General features: G+C 29.1%; 22 protein-coding genes and 3 tRNA genes. 6 read left to right on the forward strand and 19 right to left on the reverse strand.

Annotated elements, in window-relative coordinates; all coding sequences use genetic code 4:
* Positions 1–247 precede the first annotated feature (247 nt).
* Both VBM89_RS02120 and ftsY read right to left on the reverse strand, forming a co-directional pair.
* A complete protein-coding gene (locus tag VBM89_RS02120) occupies positions 248–478 on the reverse strand; it encodes a sigma factor-like helix-turn-helix DNA-binding protein (protein ID WP_323188651.1) in 231 nt (76 codons plus the stop codon).
* Complete coding sequence (gene ftsY / locus VBM89_RS02125; protein WP_323188652.1) at positions 468–1,517, reverse strand: signal recognition particle-docking protein FtsY; 1,050 nt, start codon at positions 1,515–1,517, stop codon at positions 468–470. Before ftsY ends, VBM89_RS02120 begins: the two co-directional genes overlap by 11 nt.
* A 136-nt stretch (positions 1,518–1,653) precedes the next feature.
* On the opposite strand from ftsY, the gene VBM89_RS02130 reads away from it, so the two are divergent.
* The 4 genes from VBM89_RS02130 to der all read left to right on the forward strand — a co-directional run bounded on the left by VBM89_RS02130 (position 1,654) and on the right by der (position 4,916).
* Positions 1,654–2,433: a hypothetical protein gene (locus VBM89_RS02130; protein WP_323188653.1), complete on the forward strand. Its 780-nt coding sequence runs from the start codon at positions 1,654–1,656 to the stop codon at positions 2,431–2,433.
* A gap of 87 nt (positions 2,434–2,520) precedes the next feature.
* On the forward strand, positions 2,521–2,916 hold the full coding sequence (locus VBM89_RS02135; protein ID WP_323188654.1) for a hypothetical protein: 396 nt from the start codon (positions 2,521–2,523) through the stop codon (positions 2,914–2,916).
* Positions 2,917–2,926: 10 nt separating this feature from the next.
* Positions 2,927–3,613 carry a (d)CMP kinase gene (gene cmk / locus VBM89_RS02140; RefSeq protein WP_257089399.1) on the forward strand — a complete coding sequence of 229 codons (687 nt, stop codon included), beginning with the start codon at positions 2,927–2,929 and terminating at the stop codon, positions 3,611–3,613.
* Complete coding sequence (gene der / locus VBM89_RS02145) at positions 3,606–4,916, forward strand: ribosome biogenesis GTPase Der (protein ID WP_323188655.1); 1,311 nt, start codon at positions 3,606–3,608, stop codon at positions 4,914–4,916. Before cmk ends, der begins: the two co-directional genes overlap by 8 nt.
* Before the next feature lie 121 nt (positions 4,917–5,037).
* Here der and rsmG read toward each other — a convergent pair whose 3' ends face one another.
* Positions 5,038–5,727, reverse strand: coding sequence for a 16S rRNA (guanine(527)-N(7))-methyltransferase RsmG (rsmG, locus tag VBM89_RS02150; RefSeq protein WP_323176653.1), 690 nt, complete (start codon positions 5,725–5,727; stop codon positions 5,038–5,040).
* Positions 5,714–6,700 carry a ribose-phosphate pyrophosphokinase gene (locus VBM89_RS02155; RefSeq protein ID WP_323176654.1) on the reverse strand — a complete coding sequence of 329 codons (987 nt, stop codon included), beginning with the start codon at positions 6,698–6,700 and terminating at the stop codon, positions 5,714–5,716. Before VBM89_RS02155 ends, rsmG begins: the two co-directional genes overlap by 14 nt.
* Positions 6,701–6,810: 110 nt before the next feature.
* Here VBM89_RS02155 and VBM89_RS02160 point away from each other — a divergent pair.
* Positions 6,811–6,896: transfer RNA gene (locus tag VBM89_RS02160), tRNA-Leu, on the forward strand.
* A gap of 8 nt (positions 6,897–6,904) precedes the next feature.
* Positions 6,905–6,980 (forward strand) — tRNA-Lys (locus tag VBM89_RS02165).
* A 170-nt stretch (positions 6,981–7,150) separates the two neighbouring features.
* On the opposite strand, the gene VBM89_RS02170 is transcribed toward VBM89_RS02165, so the two are convergent.
* The 15 genes from VBM89_RS02170 to alaS all read right to left on the reverse strand — a co-directional run bounded on the left by VBM89_RS02170 (position 7,151) and on the right by alaS (position 22,876).
* Positions 7,151–7,227: transfer RNA gene (locus tag VBM89_RS02170), tRNA-Ile, on the reverse strand.
* Positions 7,228–7,291: 64 nt separating this feature from the next.
* Complete coding sequence (gene rpsI / locus VBM89_RS02175; protein WP_323176655.1) at positions 7,292–7,690, reverse strand: 30S ribosomal protein S9; 399 nt, start codon at positions 7,688–7,690, stop codon at positions 7,292–7,294.
* Between the two features lie 2 nt (positions 7,691–7,692).
* Complete coding sequence (rplM, locus tag VBM89_RS02180; RefSeq protein WP_257089389.1) at positions 7,693–8,127, reverse strand: 50S ribosomal protein L13; 435 nt, start codon at positions 8,125–8,127, stop codon at positions 7,693–7,695.
* Positions 8,128–8,299: 172 nt separating this feature from the next.
* Positions 8,300–8,980 carry a 16S rRNA (uracil(1498)-N(3))-methyltransferase gene (locus VBM89_RS02185; RefSeq protein WP_323188656.1) on the reverse strand — a complete coding sequence of 227 codons (681 nt, stop codon included), beginning with the start codon at positions 8,978–8,980 and terminating at the stop codon, positions 8,300–8,302.
* A gap of 2 nt (positions 8,981–8,982) precedes the next feature.
* Positions 8,983–10,602, reverse strand: coding sequence for an ABC-F family ATP-binding cassette domain-containing protein (locus VBM89_RS02190; protein ID WP_323176657.1), 1,620 nt, complete (start codon positions 10,600–10,602; stop codon positions 8,983–8,985).
* A gap of 184 nt (positions 10,603–10,786) precedes the next feature.
* A complete protein-coding gene (locus tag VBM89_RS02195; protein ID WP_323177654.1) occupies positions 10,787–11,398 on the reverse strand; it encodes a hypothetical protein in 612 nt (203 codons plus the stop codon).
* A gap of 60 nt (positions 11,399–11,458) precedes the next feature.
* Positions 11,459–14,272, reverse strand: coding sequence for a preprotein translocase subunit SecA (gene secA / locus VBM89_RS02200; protein WP_323188657.1), 2,814 nt, complete (start codon positions 14,270–14,272; stop codon positions 11,459–11,461).
* 197 nt (positions 14,273–14,469) lie between these two features.
* On the reverse strand, positions 14,470–15,270 hold the full coding sequence (locus tag VBM89_RS02205; RefSeq protein WP_323177656.1) for a hypothetical protein: 801 nt from the start codon (positions 15,268–15,270) through the stop codon (positions 14,470–14,472).
* A gap of 25 nt (positions 15,271–15,295) precedes the next feature.
* Complete coding sequence (locus VBM89_RS02210; RefSeq protein ID WP_323177657.1) at positions 15,296–16,741, reverse strand: hypothetical protein; 1,446 nt, start codon at positions 16,739–16,741, stop codon at positions 15,296–15,298.
* Between the two features lie 249 nt (positions 16,742–16,990).
* Positions 16,991–17,785 (reverse strand): hypothetical protein, encoded by a 795-nt coding sequence (locus VBM89_RS02215; protein ID WP_323177658.1) that lies wholly within the window; start codon positions 17,783–17,785, stop codon positions 16,991–16,993.
* 113 nt (positions 17,786–17,898) lie between these two features.
* Positions 17,899–18,585 (reverse strand): hypothetical protein, encoded by a 687-nt coding sequence (locus tag VBM89_RS02220; RefSeq protein WP_323177659.1) that lies wholly within the window; start codon positions 18,583–18,585, stop codon positions 17,899–17,901.
* Positions 18,586–18,609: 24 nt separating this feature from the next.
* Positions 18,610–19,104 carry a transcription elongation factor GreA gene (gene greA / locus VBM89_RS02225; RefSeq protein ID WP_257089363.1) on the reverse strand — a complete coding sequence of 165 codons (495 nt, stop codon included), beginning with the start codon at positions 19,102–19,104 and terminating at the stop codon, positions 18,610–18,612.
* 63 nt (positions 19,105–19,167) lie between these two features.
* Positions 19,168–19,824, reverse strand: a complete 657-nt coding sequence (locus VBM89_RS02230) for a BC85_0335 family putative methyltransferase (RefSeq protein WP_323177660.1) — start codon at positions 19,822–19,824, stop codon at positions 19,168–19,170.
* The gene (gene ruvX / locus VBM89_RS02235; RefSeq protein WP_323176663.1) at positions 19,824–20,264 is read right to left on the reverse strand and encodes a Holliday junction resolvase RuvX; all 441 of its coding nucleotides are present in this window, start codon (positions 20,262–20,264) and stop codon (positions 19,824–19,826) included. Before ruvX ends, VBM89_RS02230 begins: the two co-directional genes overlap by 1 nt.
* Positions 20,252–22,876, reverse strand: coding sequence for an alanine--tRNA ligase (gene alaS / locus VBM89_RS02240; RefSeq protein WP_323188658.1), 2,625 nt, complete (start codon positions 22,874–22,876; stop codon positions 20,252–20,254). Before alaS ends, ruvX begins: the two co-directional genes overlap by 13 nt.
* Positions 22,877–23,116: the final 240 nt, after the last annotated feature.

The following is a 23,116-nucleotide window of genomic DNA, read 5'->3' on the forward strand; positions in this document are numbered from 1 at the left end:
CACAGTTCGTCATATATAAATTTTAAATTTTCAAAATATTAACTATCTTTTATTAATTAGTAGATATTAATATTCTTGGGTATTTCCATAGATTACTCCTTTATTAAATTTTATTTTTCAATTAAATAATTTGGTTCGAGAGTCGTCACTTGAACCAATCATAAAATATACATATAATATCCTATTAGCACATCCAATTTAATGGTACTTGGATGTGTTTTTTATACAAAAAAAGATGCAAAAGCATCTACATTTTGTTCATTTTTTCCTCAATTTTAAGCAAATTATTAATTGCTTTATTAACTGCATCAGTTGCAGCTTGTCTACTTGTGACCATCACTTCAGCAACTTCTGCATATGATAAATCTTGTTCATAATATAACTTAAAAACTTGTTGTTGATTTTGAGTTAATAAATTACCATATTTATCAAATAACTCTGTGTATTTAATTACGTTTTCTAATGACTTATTGTTCATTATCAATTAATGCTTTTGTCATTTGATAAATAAATAATTCAAGATCAAATTCTTGTAAGTCATCTAGTTTTTCACCTAAACCAACATATTTAACATCAAGATCATATTCATCTTTAATTGATAAAACAATTCCACCTTTTGATGTTCCATCCATTTTGGTGAGAATAATTCCAGTTAAGTTAGCAATTTCTTTGAAGTTTCTTGCTTGAGATAATCCATTTTGACCTGTAGTTGCTTCAAGAACTAATAATGATTCATGTGGTGCTGAAGGTTCAAATTTTCTAATAACACCAATCATTTTTTCAAGCTCTTTCATAAGGTTAACTTTATTTTGCAATCTACCGGCAGTGTCGATGATTAATAAATCATAATTTTCTTCTTTAGCTTTAGAAACTGCTTGATAAACAACACTAGAAGGATCAGCTCCTTCGTGAGCAGGTTTAACAATTTCTGCGCCAATTCTTTGTGCTCAAACACCTAATTGATCAACAGCACCGGCCCTGAAAGTATCAGCAGCAGCAATTAAAACTTTTTTACCTTCTTTAACATATTTGTTTGCTATTTTAGCAATAGAAGTTGTTTTACCTGATCCATTAACACCAACAAAAACAAAAACATTTAATCTACCAACTTCATAGTTCAGATTTGTATTAACAACCGAGTTGTTTGTGTAAATTGTAAACATTTGATCTGCGACAATTTCTCCAATCATTTTTGGATCGTCAATATTGTTTAATCTAATTTCTTGTTTAATTCTTTCTACCATAACATCAACTAATGAAGCATTAATATCAGACATAATCAATAACTCTTCAAACTCATCAAAAAAGTCTTCATCAAGTTTTACGTGTCTATTTTGTAGCTCTAAAAGTTTTTTTCCAAATGATGCAGAAGAATTTAAACCTTGTTCATATTTCTTAAATTTCTCACTTGTGATTATTTTCTTATGCTCTTTTTTGTCTAATTCTTCTTGAACTTGTTCAACATCTTTAGGTTTTCTATTGAAAACCTTATTTACTAAATTTTTAAAAAATCCCATATCTATATTTTACTTTATAAATCAAAATATCACATCAGCTAAATAAAACTAAAACCATAGTTTGCAAGTCGTAAAAATAAAAATATATTTGTGCTTTATATTGAGTATAGGTATTTAAATATAGTAAAATAATTTTATGAGTAGTTTAGTAATGGTAGCTATGCAAGTAATATTTACTTTAATCATTTATTACTGTGCATATAGATTAATCAATTGCCTTAAATTAATTAAGGGTAGATTTGCATACAAAGATATGCAAATGAAATCAATTTATTCAGCATTAGCTGGATTTGGCTTCTTTGCAATTAGCTTAATTTTATTTGTTTTAAATGCTACAGAAGTAATTAAATTAATTGGTTCACAAGTTAATGAAAAAACAAAAACAGCCGAAACAGTCACGCTTTCATTCAGTGCAATTTCAGTTTCATCAATAGTATTCTATTTATCTTGTGTTATGCTTGCAGTTTTAATTTCATTTATGATTATTGTGATTGTATTTGTTCAAAAATCAAGAATTCAAATTTCTAAGAAAGAGTTTGATGAGTTTGATATCGAAAAATATGACGTTAACATTCTTGGTTCATTCACAAGAGCAAACAAATATTCAAGAAACATACCTGTAACATTCAAGGATCAAGTTGGGAATATGTTGTTTTTTAAGAAATTTGGAACAAAAATGTTTTTAAGCAAAATTGTAGATCAATCAATTTTCTTTATTTCACAGTCACCGTATGTTAATAAAGTTTATGAACAAAATGAAGTGACTTTTACAGAAGATACATTGTTAGCTTCACATTTTAACAATAACAAAGAATATATTCTTTTTGTGCTTAAATCAGCACAAAAAGAAGTGTCAGTTATTAACAAAATTGATGAAAAATTATTTGAGGAAATAGTACTTAAAAAGTTTGCATAAAGAGCTTAAATGCTCTTTTTTTGTAATAAATTAATATAATTAATTTATTATGCTAAAATAAAAAGGAATTTAAAGAGGTACGTAAAAATGAGTGTTGATAGAGAAACTAAATTATTTAAAAGAATGAAAATTCTCGCAATAAATGATGATGTTGAATTGAAAAAAGAATACGAATGGTTATATAAAACGTTTTCAAACACTTCTGTTTTCATCCCAAAATACATCAACACCATTTCAAACACTAAAACAATACCCAAATCAGATTTGTATAAACCTTACGAACAAATCTTAAAAATCAAAGAGCAATTAAATAAGCTTGAATTAAATCTTGAAATCAATTCAATTGACTTCACGGATGATTATGTAATTTTCGATAATAATCTACCTGAATTAAAATATGTCCTAAATTCTCTTTATCCAGAGAACAATAAACAGGAAGATACAAAAAGTACAAAAATCAATAAAAATAAAATAAAACTTTAAAGAGGGAAATATGAGAAAAGTTAATATAGCTATTGATGGTCCAAACGGCGTTGGTAAATCAACTGTTTCTAAAAATCTTGCTCAAAGATTAGATTACACTTTTATTAACAGTGGTTCAGTTTATAGAGCAATCACATTAAATGCTCTTGAACACAATATTTTAACAACTGATACAGCAGGTGTAATTAAATCTCTTGAAACAATCAACATTGAGTTATTGCCTAACGATATAACTTTATTAGATGGAAATGATATCTCACTCAAAATTAGGGCTGACTATATTTCAAAAGTCACTCCTACTGTGGCTAAAATTCCTGAAGTTAGAGCATTTGTTGTTAAATTTATTCAGCATATGACTTTAAGACACAAGGGTTACATCATTGATGGAAGAGATACAACTTTCAGAATTCTACCTCACGCTGAAGTTAAAATTTTCTTATGAGCTACACCAGAAGTCAGAGCACAAAGAAGATATGAACAAAACAAAATGTTAGGTTACAACACAAACTACCAAGAGGTTTTAAAAGAAGTTGAATTACGTGATCAACAAGATATCCATAGAGAAGTTGATCCATTACATAAAACAGAAGATGCTATTTATATTGATTGTACTGAACTAACAACTGAAGAAGTTGAAAACAAAATTATTGATATTGTTAACCAAAAATTAAAAGCAAAGAAGGAACAAAATGCGTAATACAGTTGCAATTGTAGGGAAACCAAATGTAGGGAAAAGTACTTTTTTCAATAAGCTTGTAGGAAGAAAAGTTTCTATTGTCCACGACCAACCTGGCGTTACACGTGACAGACTTTACGAACGTATTGTTTGAACTGGTCACGAAATTAAAATCATTGACACTGGTGGAATTGAAATTGAAAACAGACCATTCCAAGAACAAATTCAAATCCAAGCTAAAATCGCTATTGAAGAAGCTGATGCAATCATCTTCTTATTTGATGGAACTAGTGAAATTACAAATGATGACTTATTCATTATGAACATTTTACGTAGATCTAAAAAACCAATCATTGCTGTAGCTAACAAACTTGAAGACACACAACAATTTGATTACTCTTGATATAGTTTAGGAGTTGATCACATTTATCCAATTTCAGCTCTTCACGGAGAAGGGATCGGGGATGTTTTAACTAAATGCATTGAAGTTTTAGATTATTCAGACCCTGAAGAAATCGATGCATTTAATTTAGCTATTATCGGAAAACCTAACGCAGGTAAATCTTCACTTTTAAACAATTTAGCTAAAGAGGAGCGTTCAATTGTTTCAGATATTGCCGGTACAACCCGTGATTCAGTTACATCATTAATTGATATTGATGGAAAAACATACAATGTTATAGATACTGCCGGTATAACTAAGAAGTCAAAATTAGTTGAATCAGTTGACCACTATGCACTTATGCGTGCTATGAACTCACTTTCAGAAGCTGATTTATCACTTATCGTTATTGATGCTACACAAGAAGAAGTTTCACACTTTGATTCAAGAATTATCGGTTATGCATTAGATAATGAAAAACCAGTTATCATTGTAATTAACAAGTGAGACTTGATCGAAAAAGAAACAAACACAATGACTGAATATGAAAAAAGACTTAGAAACAAATTCCACTTTGTTCCATGAGTTCCATTTGTATTTATTTCAGCTAAATACAATCAAAGATTAAACAAACTTTATGACACAATTAACTTAGTTAGAACAAACTTAGAACGTCAAATCAAACCATCATTATTATCAAACTTAATCTTAGAAACTCAAATTATTCAACCTGCTATTCCATTCAATGGTGGTAGATTAAATATCTACTTTGCAAGACAAGAAAAAGCAAAAGTTCCTACATTCACTTTCTTTGTTAACAATAAAAAATACTTACACTTCTCATATCAAAGATTCCTTGAAAATCAATTGCGTCAAACATTCGATTTTAGAGGTTGTCCTATTAAAATGAACTTCAAAAACAAGAAAGATGCTATTGAATAATTAAAAACCATGCATATGATTTCGATCATATGCATTTTTTATCGAAACATAAAACTCTATTAATAAAGTGAGAAAGCAAAATTGAAATAAAAAAGATAGCTTGATGCTATCTTTGAATAAATTAATTAACCTTCTTAATATCTTTTCATAAATAAGGAAATCTTTTTGGTGTATTTTCTAATTTCTTAATTGAGACAATGTAATTTTCTCTATCAATATTCTCATCAATAAAAGGTTTTACTGAATATTGAACTTTAACATCTTTTAAAATGTTCTTTGCGTCATTAAGTTCTTCATTAGCTTTTTTACCTTTTAATAAAGATAATGAACCATTAACTTTAACTAAGTGTAAAGCAGCCATACTTAAAGCTTTTACAGTTGCTACAGCTCTTGCTGTAACAACATCGAATTGATTAGTTTCCTTTACATCTTCAGCTCTATATTTGTAAACAGTTACATAATCTGATAAATTTAACTTCTCAATAACTTCATTTAAGAAGTTAACTCTTTTTAAAAGCGGTTCATATATAACTACTTTGTTTTTAGGCTTTGTTAACACATATGGAATTGATGGAAAACCTGCTCCTGCTCCAATGTCTAAAATAGTTCCACTTTGTAAGTCCTTAGTGATTTCAACCATAAATACTAAAGATTCGTAAATACCTTCATTTCAAAGTCTTTCATCTGAAAAACCAGTTAAATTCATAACTTTGTTTTTCTCTTCAATTAGATTAACATAAGCTTCAAATAAACTAAAATCTCAGTTATTTTTAATGCATAATTCTCTAACAAGTTCTTTACTTCTCATCATTGTAATTATTTATTTGTTCCTTTATTTCTGTGTATACATTTGTAATGCTTCCACCATTTAGAGATGCATTAATCACTTTTCCTATAAATTCACCTAATGAAACAATTTGTAATTTTGAGTATTTTTCTAGTAATTCATTGTTATCAATACTGTCTGTAACAATAACTTTTTCGATGTTAGGGTCGTTTTCAAAAATATCAAACCCTTTTGAAAACACGCCGTGTGTTGCAACAACAATAATTTTATTAGCACCATTATCTTTTAATGTTTGTGCTGCTTTTTTAATTGTTCCACCTGTATCAATAATATCGTCCACAATAACCGCATTTTGACCTTTGATATCACCGATAATACCCATTACTTCAGTTTGATTATCAGCATTTCTTCTCTTGTCAATAATTGTAATTTTAATTGTGTTCGCTATTAATTCAGCAAGTTTTCTAGCTCTTACAGTTCCACCGTGGTCTGGAGATACAACTGTGAATGATGTATTAAGTTTTCTTAATGCTAATGCAAGTGGATATTGTGCTCTTAAATCATCAACAGGAATATCAAAGAAACCTTGAATTGAAGGGTTATGTAAGTCAACACAAATCATTCTAGTAGCACCTGCTACTTGAAGTAAATTAGCAACTAATTTAGCTCCAATTGGTTGTCTTCCTGATGCTTTTCTGTCTTGACGAGCATATCCATAGTAGCTTAAGCATACATTGATCGAACCTGCGCTTGCTCTTTTAAGTGAGTCAATAAATAACAATAATTCCATTAAATTATCATTTACAGGTTTTGATGTTGAAGCAATGATGTAAACATCTTTGTTTCTAACAGTTTCTTCAGCTACTCACATTGCTTCACCATCAGTATAAACTGTTCTTGTTGCTTTTGAAAGTGGTATATTAACAAGTTCAGAAATCTTTTTTGCTAATTTTTCTGAATTATGCATACCAAAAATAACTGTTTGATCTTTATTCATTTTTCCTCATTTATATTTTACCCTTTTTGTTGCTTTATTATTTAAATAAAAATATTAAAAAAATACTTTGTTTTATTTTTTCTGTGTTATAATATTCAAGCAAAAGAAATGCCCAGGTGGTGGAATGGTAGACACAAGGGACTTAAAATCCCTCGGTAGCAATACCGTGCTGGTTCAAGTCCAGTCCTGGGCACCAAAAAATGTGCGTCCTTAGCTCAGCAGGTAGAGCAAATGGCTTTTAACCATTGGGTCAGAGGTTCGAATCCTCTAGGACGTACCATTTCAAGAAATTGACCGAGGAACCTTAAAAGGTTCTTTTTTTATTCCTTTTTTTACTTTTGCAGTAGTGAGCTAGTCATATAAGTAAAAATCAATTTCTTTAATTTATAAAAAAAGATCAAGAAAAAACCAACTATTTCTAGTTGGTAAAATAAGGTCATCTTTATGAAATGGTGCGAACGAATGGACTTGAACCATCGACCTCACGATTATCAGTCGTGTGCTCTAACCAGCTGAGCTACGCTCGCATAAATGTACTTCTATTATAGCATAAAACTATTAAAACAGAAGTACAAAATATTATTAATTTTATTAACGTTTTGAGAATTGTCTTGCACGACGTGCTGCACGTAAACCTGGTTTTTTACGTTCTTTAGCACGAGCATCTCTTGTAAGCATTCCAGCTACTTTTAAAGCTGAACGATATTCAGGGTTAGCTTCTAATAAAGCACGTGCAATACCTAATCTAATAGCACCTGCTTGACCACTAAGACCACCACCACTTACGTTTACACTAACATCAAATGTTCCAAATGTATCTGTTAAAACAAAAGGTTGGTTAGCATCTTTTAAGTAAATGTCAGATGTTAAGTATTCTCTAGCATCACGGTTGTTAATAACAAATTTACCTTTACCTGGTGTTAATCTAACACGAGCAACTGAAGATTTTCTTCTTCCTAATCCACGGTACATAACTGTTTCTTTAGCCATAATTATTTAACCTCTAATCTTTCTGGTTGTTGAGCTTCGTGTTTGTGGTTTGGTCCAGCATACACAAATAAACTACGACGTTGTTTGTTTCCTAATTTTGTGTGAGGAATCATTCCACTTACTGCTTTTTCAATTAAAGCTGTAGGTCTTTTAACTCTTAATTTTGCTGCTGTAATGCTTTTTAATCCACCTGGGTATCCTGAGTGTGAGTAGTAAATTTTGTTTTCTTCTTTTTTAGCTGTTAAAACTACTTTTTCTGCATTTACGATGATAACAAAGTCACCCATATCTGCGTTAGGTGTAAATGTAGGTTTGTTTTTCCCTCTTAAAATTGATGCAACTTGAGCAGCTAAACGCCCTAATACTTGTCCTTCAGCATCAATAACATATCATTTTTTGTTAGCTTGTTGAGTATTAACTATTGTTGTTTGTCTCACGCTATCCTCCTATATACGTTAATAATAAAAAATTTATCTCGGTTTATAAATTTATAAATTGCTTATTTATTATACCACATAAGTTTTTTTATACTCATTTTTTTACATATGGTTTATTATGTTTTTTAGACCTATAATCTAGGTATTTTATATATTTTCTTAATTAATTTTATTAATCAATTTTCATTTGCGATAACATGAAAATTGCTGCTGTTTCTGCTCTTAAAATTCTTGAACCTAATGAAACAACTTTTACATTATTTTTTGCAGCTAAATTGATTTCTTCATCTGAAAAACCACCTTCAGGTCCAACTAAGAAAATAACATCACTATCAATTGGTTGTGGTAAATTTGATGAAATATCAATTTTTTCATGCGCTATATATTTATTTTGAATCGGCAGTTTTAACACTTGTTTTAATGTCATTAATTCGGTTAAAACTGGAATTTTATTTCTAAATGATTGCTCAGCTGCATTTTGCAAAATAGTTTTAAATCTTTCATATTTTGAGCTAAATTTATTAAATTTAAGCAAGTCATGATTTGTGTATTGAGTTTTTAGTGGAATTATTTTTGTAACTCCAAGTTCTGTAGCTTTTTGTAGTGCTCATTCAAAACGATCTAACTTAATTACAGCCATTGCAAGAACAACTTCATATTTATGTTCGTGATTTTGTTCTATTTTTTTAATTATTTTCGCTGCATTATTATCTAATACACATTCATAAAATTCTTCATTATAAACACAAATAAAAGGTTTTGTGTTTATTCTGATAACTTGAAGATGTTTTAATGTTTCTTTTGATAAAACAAAAGAGTCATTGTTTTTCTCTGTTACAAAAAATCTATTCATAATTAGTTATCTTGCATAATTTCTTCATATTCTTCAAGAGAACCTCTAAATAAGAAGCTCTTTGTAGGTGATTGAAGTTCTAAAATAACATCGGCGCATTGGTTAACAAATGCTCTGTTATATGTTGTGAAAATTGCTCCACCCTTGAAGTTTTTAACACCTTCAATAACTGAGTCAATACTTTCAGCATCTAAGTGATCTAATGGTTGGTCTAAGATGATAAAGTTAGATTCAAGAAGCATCATTCTTGAGAACATTAATCTAGCTTTTTCTCCCCCACTAGTTACTTTAACTTTTTTGAATACTGAATCATTGCTAAATAACATACGACCTAAGAAACCACGCATTCTAGCATCATCATTTTCTCTGTTTTCTTTTTCTTTATTTTCAAGTGGTCACTTAGAAATTCATTCAAGAATGTTTTCATCTGTATCAAAGTATTTGCTATTTTCATTAGGGAAGTATGAAGGTGTAATTGTTTGTCCTCATTCAACTGTTCCTGAAGTTGGTTTATTAATTCCAAGTAAACATTCTAATAATTTTGTTTTAGCAATGTCATCTTCTCCAACAATAACCATTTTTTCACCTGGTTTCAGTGAGAATGATACGTTTTCAAATAAAGTTTCACCTTTATCATTTTTGTATGTTAAACCTTCAACATTTAAAATTTGTTTACCGTGATCACGGTTCATTTCTCAACGAACGAATGGATATTTTCTATTTGAAGGTTTAATTTCATCAAGTGAAATTTTTTCAAGAGCTTTCTTACGTGATGTAGCTTGTCTTGATTTAGATGCATTAGCACTGAAACGTGCGATGAATTCTTTAAGTTTTTCGATTTGTGCTTCTTTTTTAAGATTTGATTGCTTCATCATTTCTCTAGCTAACTCTGAACTTTGTTTTCAGAATGAATAGTTACCTGTGTAAATTTTTGCTTCATTGTAATCAATGTCAACAATATGTGTACAGATAGCATCTAAGAAGTCACTGTCGTGGCTAACTACAATAACAACGTTAGGGTAGTCAATCAAGAAGTTTTCAAGTCATCTAATACTTCTAAGGTCTAAGTGGTTAGTTGGCTCATCCATAATTAAAATATCAGGATTTCCAAATAATGCTTTAGCTAAAAGAACCTTGATTTTTTGATTAGCTGTAAGCTCTCTCATTGGAGCTTCTCATTTTTCTTTAGGTATATGTAAGTTACTTAAAAGTTCTTGCGCATCATTTTCTGCTGTTCATCCACCTAACATACCATATTTTTCTTCTAAATCGGCTGCTCTTTCATAATCTTTATCAGTTGCATCAGGGTTCATATAAATTGCATCTTTTTCTTCTTTGATTTTGTATAAATCAGTGTTCCCCATAATTACAACTTCAGTAACATTGTAATCATCATATGCATTATGATCCTGGCTTAATACAGAAATACGTTTGTTTTTCTCGATAACAATATTTCCACCTGATGGCTCAATGTCACCTGCAACTATTTTTAAAAATGTTGACTTACCAGCACCATTAGCACCAATAATTCCATAAGTGTTACCTTCTGTGAATTTTAAGTTTACGTTTTCAAATAATTTTTTATCACTAAAAATCTTGCTTAAATTTTGAACTTCAATCATATTTAGCTCCTTTGTTTTAATTAACAATATAAAATTAATGATTTATATATTTTATATTATTTTGAATAAAAAAACCTTCAAATTGAAGGCAGTACACATCTAAGTTTTCACTTCGATGTCGGCTCCTAAAAATAATACCATAAAAATAAAAATCACATAGCAAATTTGCTATGTGAAAGATAAATTATTTTTTGAATTCTGTAATAACTTCTTCACTGTATTCTCTGAATTTGTTTGCAACTGGGTGTAATGTGTAGTAGTTTTGAACAATAACTTCTTCAACTACTTGTTCTGTAACTTCTCTAACTGCTACTTCTACTCTTTCTTCAACTTGTTCACAGTTACATTCACCTTCACAGCATGTTTGTTTTTCTTCTTCACATCCGCATTCTTCTTTAGCTAATGCTGATGAGCTGTAAACAACTTCTGCTTCTCTTTTAACCATATTAGCGTTTCTGTTTGCTAAGCAGTGTCCACCACATCTATGTCCACCAACAGGTTCTATGATATTTTCTTCACGTGTTAAGTCCGATTCAACATAAACGTATTCTTCTTTAGGTTCTTCTTTTACTTCTGAATATACAACTGTTTCTTTTTCTTCTACTGGTTGTTCTTCTTCAACTACAGTTTCTTCTACTAATGCTTCTTCATTTTTAACTTCTTCAACAATTGTCATTTGTTCAACGTGGTATTTTCCACCTAAACAAGGACATGATAAACAAACACATTGAATTCTTGGTGATTTACATACTTTACAATTTCCATCTAATTTAACTTCTAATTCTACTTGTGCCATAAGGATCTCCTTTTATTTCAAACTATTTAGATTTAATAAATTTATGATTTTGAACAATTTTTATTTATGTTTTACATAAACATTGATATTTAGCCTTGGTCTTTGTGGTTGTCTTCTTTTTGGTGCAAGAGCTACTGAACGACTAATTTTATGTTCATTATCTTTAATATAAGCAATATTACTACAATTATAAAGTTTATTATCAAGATTTATAGCAATATTTTTATTAGTTTTATTACTTTGTTTTTTAACTTTTTTTGGTTTTTCATCTAATCTAACCACTTCTTGATTTTGTAGTTGATTTTCAACCGGAACTTCAATTGGTTCACTAGCTGCTTGAGCTAATTTTTCTTGCTCAGCTTTCTTTTGTTGCTCTAGCTCTTCCATTCTTTTCTTAATTAACTCGTAAGTTTCAATAACAACTCTTTCTTGCTCTTCAATTGATTTGTATGGATCAATTCTGAATGATGAAAGAATTTGTTGGAATATTGGGTCAGCTTTCATTTGTTTTGTGAATAATGTCTTCATTCCAATTCTGTCTGAGAAGACTTTTAAAAGCACTCCATAAGCAATATCATCAATCATTTTGTAGAAAGCTTTTGTCCCTTCCTCTGTATAAATTTGGTAGGGGTTCTTTTGTGAATATTGAGCTAAGTTAACGTTTGAACGTAATTTGTCCATTAAGTTGATATGACTTTGTCATTTTTCATCTAATGTACCTAAAATAAGTGCTCTTAAGTGTCTTATTAACTCTTCTTCTGAAGTGTTTTCTATTGCATTCTTTTCTCAATCTTGATAAATTGAAAGAATAATGTTAGCAATATATTCTGGTAAATCTGTTTCGTGAACTTTTGAAATGTCATTAATATCAAAGTGGAATTTAATGAATTTACCAATGTTTTCATTTAAAAAGTCTACAAGAGCTTCATAATGATAAACATTATTATGCAATCTATATTCACCACTTCTAACAATCGTTCTAGCAGCAGATGCTATCATTCTTTGAACGATAAACACTATGTCACTGCTGTATAAGATTAAATCACGTTGCGCATAAATTAAGTCACGTTGTTGTCTAATAACGTCGTCATAATTTAAAACTGATTTACGTGAGTCATAGTTGAAACCTTCAATTTTCTTTTGAGCGTGATTGAAAGCAAATCTAAGTTGTTTATTAGTAACTTCTTTGTCACCATCTTTTGAGTAAGCTTCTCTGAAACTTTCATAGTTTGCAAAACGTTGCATTAATTGATCATCAATAGAAATAAAGAATTTACTTGTACCAACATCTCCTTGACGTCCTGAACGCCCTCTTAGCTGGTTATCAATTCTTCTTGATTCAGCTTTATCTGTTCCTAAAACGTATAATCCACCAAGTTCTAAGGCTTGAGGTGTGGGCTTAATGTCAGTTCCACGACCAGCCATGTTTGTGGCAATAGTAACTGATTTAACTTCACCAGCATGCGAAATAATTTCAGCTTCAGATGCATTTTGTTTAGCATTTAAAACTCTATGAGGAATTGCTCTATGTGTTAAAAGTCTATGAATTACTTCTGAATCTTCAATTTGAGCAGTACCAACTAAAACTGGCTGACCTTTTTTGTAAAGTTCTTCAATTTTGTCAGCAACTGCATTTCATTTTGCTTTAGCAGTTGCAAAAATTGAATCAGGTTCATCCACACGAACAATTGGTTTATTTGTAGGAACAACATTAACTCTCATATTGTAGATATCAATGAATTCTTGCTCTTCAGTTTTTCCTGTACCGGTCATTCCACAAAGCTTTTTGAACATTCTGAAAAAGTTTTGATAAGTAATGGTTGCTAAAGTTTTTGTTTCAGGTTCAACTTCAACCATTTCTTTGGCTTGGATAGCTTGTTGAAGCCCTTCTGAATAGCTACGTCCATCCATTATACGACCAGTGAATGCATCAACTAATTCGATTTTTCCTTCACGGACAATGTACTCAACATCAATACGCATAATTTTATGTGCTCTTAAAGCATTTTGGATTAAGTGAACATTTTCAGAGTTTTCAATTTTATAAAGTCCATCAGTTTTGTAAAACTCATTAGCTTTAGCAATCCCTGAGTGTGTTAGTGCTACAGCTTTTGACTCTTCATCAATTATGTAATCTTCAGGACCAAGAGTTCTAACGAATTGGTCAGCAGCAAAGTAAGCTGCTGTATCATCTTTTTCTCCACCTGAAATGATAAGAGGTGTTTTAGCTTCATCGATTAAGATTGAGTCAACCTCATCGATTAAACAGAACTGAAGTCCTCTTTGAACTTTGTTATTCTTATTTGAGACCATATTATCTCTTAAGTAATCGAACCCAAGTTCAGAGTGAACTGAATAAGTAATATCAGCTGCATAAGCTCTTCTTTTATCATCTTCATTCATTTGTGCTTTATTAATCCCAACAGTAAGTCCTAAGAAATTAAACACAGCACCCATTTCAGTTGCATCACGTTCAGTTAAGTATTCGTTAACTGTAGATACAATCGCACCTTTACCTAAAAGAGCATTCAAGTAAACCGGAGCAATAGATGTAATTGTTTTACCTTCACCAGTTTTCATTTCAGCTACTGAACCTAAATCTAAAAGTAATCCACCTAATATTTGAACGTCATAAGGTCTTTTACCTAAAACTCTCTTTGTTGCTTCTCTAGCTACTGCAAAAGCATCATTACGAATGTCTTCCAATGAATGACCTTTTTCTAATAGCTTTTTAAAGTATTCTGTTTTAGATTTAAGTTCTTCATCTGTAAACTTAGAAACTATGCTTTCAAGCTGATTAATTTTCTTTAAAGCTTTCTCAGCAATACGCATTTCTGACGTTTTGAAGTCTAATAATTGTTTTCAACTTTTCATAAGTTCAATTATACTTTTTTATTTATAAAATAAAAAAGACCTATTAACTTTTATGAGTTGAATGGGTCTTTTTGACTTTTAACACTATGTGTGTGTTGAAAAAGTAATTTTCAGGTTAATAATTATTGTATGAATATTTAGTTAAAAATAAAGTTTTACACAATTTATTTTTAACGTTTTTTAGATATAAAATTAAACTAAAAATCATAATCTTGTTTGTAGTTATTTGCTAATGTAAATTTTCGTTTTGGAAGTTTAATTTTCTCAGCAAGCACAGATCTCTTATACTCATAATGGAACATCTCAGGTTTTAATTCTATTTTCCCTAATTTTCATAATCCATCATCACAAAATAACAGAGCCAAATAAACATCCATTTTTCTTGTTTTTGATTTCTTTAGAAAACTTAATCTAAGGTGCATTCATGGATAAAGAGATGCATTTATATTGTATTTGACAGAATATCATACTGTTTTTAATCTCACTTTTTCATTTAATAGAAATTGCATTTTATGATCAGGATTTTTAAATCTATTATCATAAAAATTATCGTCAGGTAATGATTTTGATTTATCACGATATATCTCTACTTCTCTCAGAAAATATTCTCAACGTTCTCTTATTACTCCATATTTTTTAAATACAAACATAAAAATACTACTACTTACTAGGAAACCAATACTAAAACCACAATTTGATACTAAAAACATAGATAATGAATCAGATAAATTTACATAAACCCTGTTCAAAGCAAATAATACAATACACGCAGGAATCAAATACAAAACTGATAATGATATTAAAATATAAAAGATTCTCTCATAGATTACTTCGAATTTTAATCTCTTTTTAAAAATTATTGTCAAATAATCAAATAATTCATCTCTTAATTTAAAACCTGAATCCACAAGCTTTATAACAACATAAAGTTTATATTCAGCAAGTCTCAGTCTTGGTTGAAAAAGTTTTGATAGGAATAATAATAATGCAAATATCATAACTTATCTAGTATTAATAAAAAAATTAACCTAGATTATCCTCTTTAGTTTTATTTGGAATTCTCTTAATATATTGACCGCGAGTTTTTGATTTAACTTTTATAAATCCATTCATAGCCAATTCTTGTCTAGACATATTTAGAAAGTGTGATAAATGCCTTGTTTGCTTTGTTTTCAAATTGAAGAAATATTGGTTCTTTCCTCCTCTTCCACCTTCATTATATGGTTTATCTAATTTCGTTTCATCAATTACAACTCACTCAATTTTTTCCATTTTTGACATTTGATTTGAAAATCCAGCAATTCTATCTAATAAAGCATTTTGTTTTTTTAAATTTGCGTCTAAGTCTTTACCTGTTTCAACTAAATCCACAACACCTGAAGCCAGTGAAATTGCTGAAGAACCAAGCGAAAAGAATTTTGCGCCATGTGATATGGTCTTTACAGAATAACCTATTGATTTACTAATTTTATCTGTTCCTATAAAAGCTAATTCATATATAGCTTCCTTAAGTTCAACAACACTTTGAGCAAATGTTGGTCACAATGTACTTGCGCTTCACACTCCTGCAGCAACGTTTTCAGTGAACATATAATCATAGACATCTACCAGTTTTTTATAAACAGATTTTCTGTGTGAAATAACACCCTCAAGTGCAGAAACGACAATCCCTGCAGCGACCGCTACTCCTGTTGAAATAGCTGAAAGAAGAGCAAGAGTTCCTAAAGTAAAAAATGATGCAATAGTCGCGGCTGCAGCAACTGCACTAGCGGTAATTGAAATTATTAAAAATGCAACTTTGGTCTCTTGAAGGCGTTCAATGTGTTTTAACTCTTCAAAAACCACATCCTTTAAATATTTAGATTGTTTTTCTAATTCTTTATATTGAAATATAAGTGTTTTTGAACTAACAGTTCCATCGATATTTACCGCAAAATTTAATGCACTATCTGTTTCTTTTCTAATTATTTTCGACGATACTTTATTTTCAAACTCTTTCACTTCTCCTTTAGTTTTCTTTTCATTTTTCTTTATATCTATTAATTTCTTATGCATTTCTTTCTTGAATTGAGCTTTTGCTTCATCAAGTTTTTTTGAACCTGAAACAGATGCTTGTTGTTTTATTTCTTCAATAGGAATGTTATTTCCTGTTTTATTTTGAATTTGTTTTTGTGCACTTCTAAGAATTAAATCTTCTATTTTAGAATCATCCATTAATTCAACAGTTTTCTTTGCTGAATGCTTTTTACTATCTTCCACAACTTTATTAGATATTTCAGAAATTGATTTTTCATTCTCTGCAATAAAAGAGTCTATTTCCTTAATCACCTCCATCTCCAGTTTTTCAGGATTGTTTGTTTCATTTGTTTCTGCATTTACAGCTCTTGCTGTGATTGGTTGATTTGTAGGCATCACCATAGATGGTGTTGAACCAACAATATTTAAAACATTTAAGAATTTTGATTCCATAGTTATTTCTCCTTTAATTAATTAAATATTCTTTTTATGTTTTAATGCTATCACTATGAAAAATAAATGACTTAAAATACTGATATTTCTTCTTATTTTTTCACAAAATGTGAAAAAATATAAACAAATTAATACTCAATAATAATCATTCATCATATTTTTGAAGTTCACATTAGTCATTCATTAGAAATAAATTTTAAAAAAAGAGTCAAAATTTTTGACTCAATTATTTACATAGAAGTAAAAAACTTAAATATCAATTTCTCTAGTCTTATAATTTTGACTCAATACAAATTTTTGCTTTGGTGGTTTTATATTTTCATTAAGAATTGTTCTTTTATATTCATAATAAAACATTTCAGGTTTTAATTCAATATTACTAAGTTTTCACATACCATCACCACATAATAACATTGCTAAATAAATATCTATTTTCTTAGTTTTTGATTTCTTTAAAAATTTAATTTTAATATGCATTCAAGGGAATAACACTGAAGATATGTCCACTCTAACTGAAGGTCACACTGTTTTAAATTTTGTCTTTTCATTTATTAAAAAATGAACTTCGGAATGAGCATTTAGAATCAAATTATCATATAAATTTTCATTGGATAATCTTGCATTCTTACTTGAATATTCTGGTATTAAGTAATTTATATAATCATCCAAATATGATTTTAGATTACCTCATATTCAAAGGCCCAAAAGTGAAGAACCCTCACATAGTAAAATAATAGAAGCAGGCAATCCTGTGTAGAAACAGAAACTAGTGATAGGATTTATTTTAGCAAAATAAATGCATGCCAAAATTATCGAAATAATTGTGTGTATAGCCGATATTGTGATGATTACAAGAAAAACGATTAATAATATCTGTTCGAATTTCAATCTTTTAAGAAATTTTTCTTTTAAGTAATCAAAAATTTCAGGACGTATTTTCGTGCCTGAATCAATTAATCGTATAATGTCAAATAGTTTATGTCATATAAATCTCATTTTTCCATCTATCAGTCAGGATAGATAATAAATAATCATTAATATCATTCTTGATTCCTTTTCTTAATATTTAAATAATATCACCTATTCCATAAAATAATTAAAAATAAATAGTTATTGAATGTTAAGTAAAAAAGAGCTCATCGAGCTCTCTAATTTATCTAATATCCCAACGAAACTTTATTAATCACATTTTGTTTATAAACTCATTTTAAAAATGGATAAATTGCTATTGAAATTATTACTAAAACACATCATTCAACTAGCATATTTACTCAAATTAATGTTAATCAAACCGATGGTGATGATACTTCTTTTATGCCTATGAATTGAATTCCGATAAAAATAAAAATCGAAACAAATAATGTATTGGCAGCAAAAATTAAGAAAGCAAAGATTGTACTTGTGAATATATTGAATTTACCTATTTTAAAGCATAAATAATATGCTCCTACTAAAAATAAAGCTAAAGCGATTCTTGGAACAAATGAATATAAGATGTTATTGAAAATTGGGTACCCTAAAACAATCGAACCTATCCAAGATCAAAATCCAAATGACAGTGTGCTTCATAAAGTTCCAATCATACCTAAATGAATTGAAGCAATTAAAATAACAATTGGAACAGTTGTTATTGATATAACACCAATCGTAATATACCCTGTGTAAGGTGTAAAAGTTAAAATTACAATAATTGCCATATACATAGCTAAGTAAGCTATGTTTTTTATTGTGAAAAGATTTTGATCGGGTTTATGTCTAGTTTGTTGTTGTTTATTTGAATTTGCAATTCATATTAATTCTTTATTAGAGCAAGAATTATGATTTTTTGAATTATGTAGTTCCATAAATTAAGAAAAGAAAAATTCAGCTTAATTACTGAATTTAACACTTAAAATTTCAATCATGTATTTTGTTTGTGCATCAACTTCAACAACATCACCAGCTACATGTCCCATCATTGCTACTGCAAGTGGACTTTTGTTTGAAATTTTATTTTCAAATGGGTTTGTATCGTGTGTACCCATAATTGTAACTTCTTTAACTTGGTTTGTGTCTTTTTTAACAAATTGAACTGTTGTACCAATTCCAACTGTGTTTTGTGTTGACTCATCTTTAGCTTCAATAATTTTTGCATTATCTAAAATTTGTTCTAATTCGCTAATTCTGCCTTCAACAGCACCTTGTCTATCTCTAGCTGCATCATATTCAGCGTTTTCTGATAAGTCCCCTTGCGCTCTAGCTTCTTTTAAGGCAGCTTGAACAGCAGGTCTTTCAACATTAACTAAATGTTCGTATTCTTTTTTATATCTATCGTAAGTTTCTTGCGATAGGTAAACAACACCTTTTAATTCTTCATTGTTCATAATCATTCTCCTTATGTTATTTTGAGAAAAGTTAATTTAATTATATTTTATTTTAGTCTGATTTTATCTTTTTACTATAAAAAGAAATTTAGAACTTAAAAATGATACTTCATATGGGATTGAAGACATTCTAAGTAATGAAATTAATCTTTTAATTTCAGATCTTTTTGCATTATCGAAACTAATAATACACATACCTTTTTGCATCTTGTGAACATACTTATCATATAAGTCATTTACGTCTTGCTCAGTACGTAAAATCGCAACAAAATCTAATTCTTGATCTTTATATTCTATTATTCCTTTACCAGCTTCATTACCAAAATTCTCTTTAACTTTATCATATAAGTCTTTATTTAAACTTGAGTTTAAATAATAAATATTTGATTTTGTTTTTGAGTCAATTGCAACTATTGGGAACATATCTTTTTCATCGATAATTAAACAATTTTGATAATGATTTTGATAAATTGTATTAATAATACCTTCAATGTCTAAATCGTTTGCTTTTGATTTTAGGAAGTCTTTAATATCAAAAGGTAATACACCAAGTTCACTACGTAAAGATTCAATTTGAACAAGCGCTTCAGCATGCGCTTTTGCTAAATATTTTTTACGAATCTTTCTTGAGTAAATATTTAACCCAATGTAAATAGCAATACCTAAAACAAACACAACTATTGCAGATACCATTAAAATCATTCTTGTTGTTTCGCTCATTATTTACCTCATTTATGTTTATAGTAATCTAAATAATCATTAAGTATGATTTGTGCTGCAAGCTTATCTTTATGATCTTTTCTTTTCTTTCTAGTTAAACCGGCTTCAATCATAGTCTCATGGGCTTTTTTAGTTGAATATTGTTCATTGACCAATAAAACAGGTAAGTTAAATTTTTCTTCAAGTTGCTTTTTGAAATCTTCAACCATTAAAGTTCTATCACTTTTATCTCCACTAATTTTAAGTGGGTAACCAAGCACTATTCCATCAATTTTGTTTTTATAAACTTCATTAATGTAGTAGCTAATTCTGTCAAGAGCTTGGGTAAATTTATATTCTTCGAATTTAAAGTTTTCTAATCCTGATGCAATGATTTCACTTTCATCAGTGATTGCAATTCCACAACTTTTAGTTCCTAAATCTAGACCTATTTTTCTCATGTAATCTCTTCTAATGCAGCAATTAAGTTATTAGCAGTTGCGACTTTACCCATAGATAAGATAGCGTTTCCTCCACCACGTCCATTAAGTTTTGCAAATAATTGTTGTGCAATAGCATTTGAATTGTATTCTTTTGAAGCTACAACAATCATTGGATTAGTTTCATCATTTGATGTAAGTACAACTAAAATGTCATTGTATTTTTCTCTTAATGTAGAAGCTACTGTTTTAATGTTTGATTTATCAACTGTTTGATTTAAGTAAACTTTGTTTCCATTTATTGTTAAAACTTCAATTGAGTCATAATCAAATTCAAATGAATTATGTAAATCTTTTTGAATTCGCTTATTGTCTTCTTTAAGTTTTTCAATTGTTTCTTCTAAGTAATCAATTGCTTCTTCTTTTGCAGTAGGAATATTTAAATCAAAGTTGTATGAAGCTTGTAGCTTAGTGTTTTTGTCAATTAATTTTTCTGCTTCAATAATTAATTTATCAATTTCTTCATCTAAAAACTCATCAACTAAAGCATTTGATGAAATAGCTCTAATTCTATATACACCAGCAGCTTTCTTATCAACGTTTGTAATTTTGAAGTTTTCTAATTTAGCTGTATTTGATAAGTGAGTACCTCCACATAAGTCAGCTGTAATATTGTCAAATTTAACAATTCTTACATTTAATGGGTTCATATATTCTTGTTCTTCAAGAGTCATAATTGCACCCATTTCTTTAGCTTGGTCTGTAGTCATATTCAAGTAATGTCTTACAGCATCCATCTTAATGTACTCACGAACTAAGTTTTCGATTGCTCTAATTTCTTCTTTTGTAGGTCTTGTATCAGCTGGTAAATCAAATGTTAAACGTTCTTCATTGTTATTTGAACCTAATTGTTTAATTTGATTTCCTAAAACACTTCTAAGTGCACTGAATAATAAGTGTGTTCCAGAGTGGTTTCTTTCAAGACCTAGTCTAATTGTTTCGTCAACAAAGCAATCTACAGGTAAGTTTTTAACAATTTTTCCTTCAACTTTGTGAATGTGGTTTCCAAATTTATCTTTGAAAACATCTAAGATTAAAATTGTATTTGCACCTTGTTTTATGTAACCGCGATCGTGTTTTTGTCCACCACTAGTTGCATAAAAAGGAGTTCTATCAAGCACAACATATGAAATTCCGTTAGCTTGCTCAATTTCTTTTTCAGTATCTAGTAAGTATAAAATGCTTGAAACTGATTTTGTGTATTCATAACCAATAAATTCATCAACTTTTGATTTGATTAAAGTTAATGAGTTGATTACTTTATCCATTCCTGAAACTTTTATTCCTTTACTCATTTCGGCGTGTTTTTGTTTTGCTGCTTCAAAAGCTTCATAATCAATTTGGATATTTTGTTGAGCTAAAATTTCTGCAGTTAATTCAACAGGAAAACCATATGTTTCGAATAATTTAAATGCAATGTCTCCTGGGAAAACTTTTAAATCTTCAACAATAAAGTCAGATAGAATTTGTTTTCCGTTTTCAATAGTTTTAGCAAAAGTTAATTCTTCATCTTCAATAACTTTTTTAATTGGATTTACATCATATTCAAAAGGTAATGTTTCTTTAATCACATCAACAAGTTTGTATAAGAAAGGTTCGTGAATATTTAATTGCATAGCTTTGTAAACACTACGTCTAATTAATCTTCTTAAAATGTAACCTCTACCAACATTAGATGGTTTAGCTCCATCAGCAATAGCATTAGTTACTGTTCTCATGTGATCAGCAATAACTTTAAAATATGAGTTCATTAAAGTTTGATCTTTATCATTTACAAAGTAATTGTTTGTATCATATCTATAATTTGTGAATTTCTCGATTTCGTGAATAATAGGTAAAAATAAGTCAGTATCAAAGTTTGTAGGTGCATCTTGCATAATTGAGACAATTCTTTCTAATCCAGCACCAGTATCAATATTTTTTTGCTTTAATTCTGTATATTCACCTTCACCATTTGAGTTATATGTCGAAAACACAATGTTTCAGATTTCAATGTATCTGTCATTTTCAATGTCTTCTTTAAGTAACTCGATTCCTCTTGAATCATACTTCTCACCACGATCATAGAAAATTTCTGTGTTAGGACCACAAGGACCTGAACCAACTTCTCAGAAGTTAGTATCTTTTCCACCTGGTATCATGTGTGATTCGTCAAAACCGTGAGCCATTCAGTAATTTTTAGTTTCTAAATCTTCATAGTAGTATGTGAAATATAATCTGTCTTTATCAAGTTTTAGAACATCTAATAGAAACTCAACAGCAAAATCAATAGCTTCTTTTTTAAAGTAATCTCCAATTGAGAAGTTTCCTAACATTTCAAAGAATGTATGATGTCTAGCTGTAATACCAACATTTTCGATGTCATTTGTTCTAATTGCTTTTTGTGAGTTAGTTAATCTTTTTGCAGGAGCTTCTTTTTTACCTGAAAAGTAATCTTTTAAAGTTGCGACACCACTATTGATTCAAAGTAATGATGGGTCATTTTGAGGAATTAAACTTTTTGAAGGAACAACAAAGTGTCCTTTAGATTCGAAAAACTTTAATCATGATTCTCTAATTTGTTTTGAATTCATACTTACCTTCCTTATGTTCTTTTATTTCTTTGAAATAAAAGTAAAAATATTACTAAATTATATTAAAAAGATTTTTAAACAGATTAAATTTTCAATTTGTTTTAATCAATATCCTTATTTTCATTTTTATCACTAAAACATCTTGTACATTACGTTAAAAGTTTTAATTACAGATTTGAATTCAAAATAATTAGCACAAAATTTTGTTAATTTCAGTTAATTAAAATAACCAAGTTAAAT

It is taken from the genome of Mycoplasma sp. 1199 (assembly GCF_034863365.1).
In the GTDB taxonomy this organism is placed as follows: Bacteria; Bacillota_I; Bacilli_A; order Mycoplasmatales; family Metamycoplasmataceae; genus Mycoplasmopsis.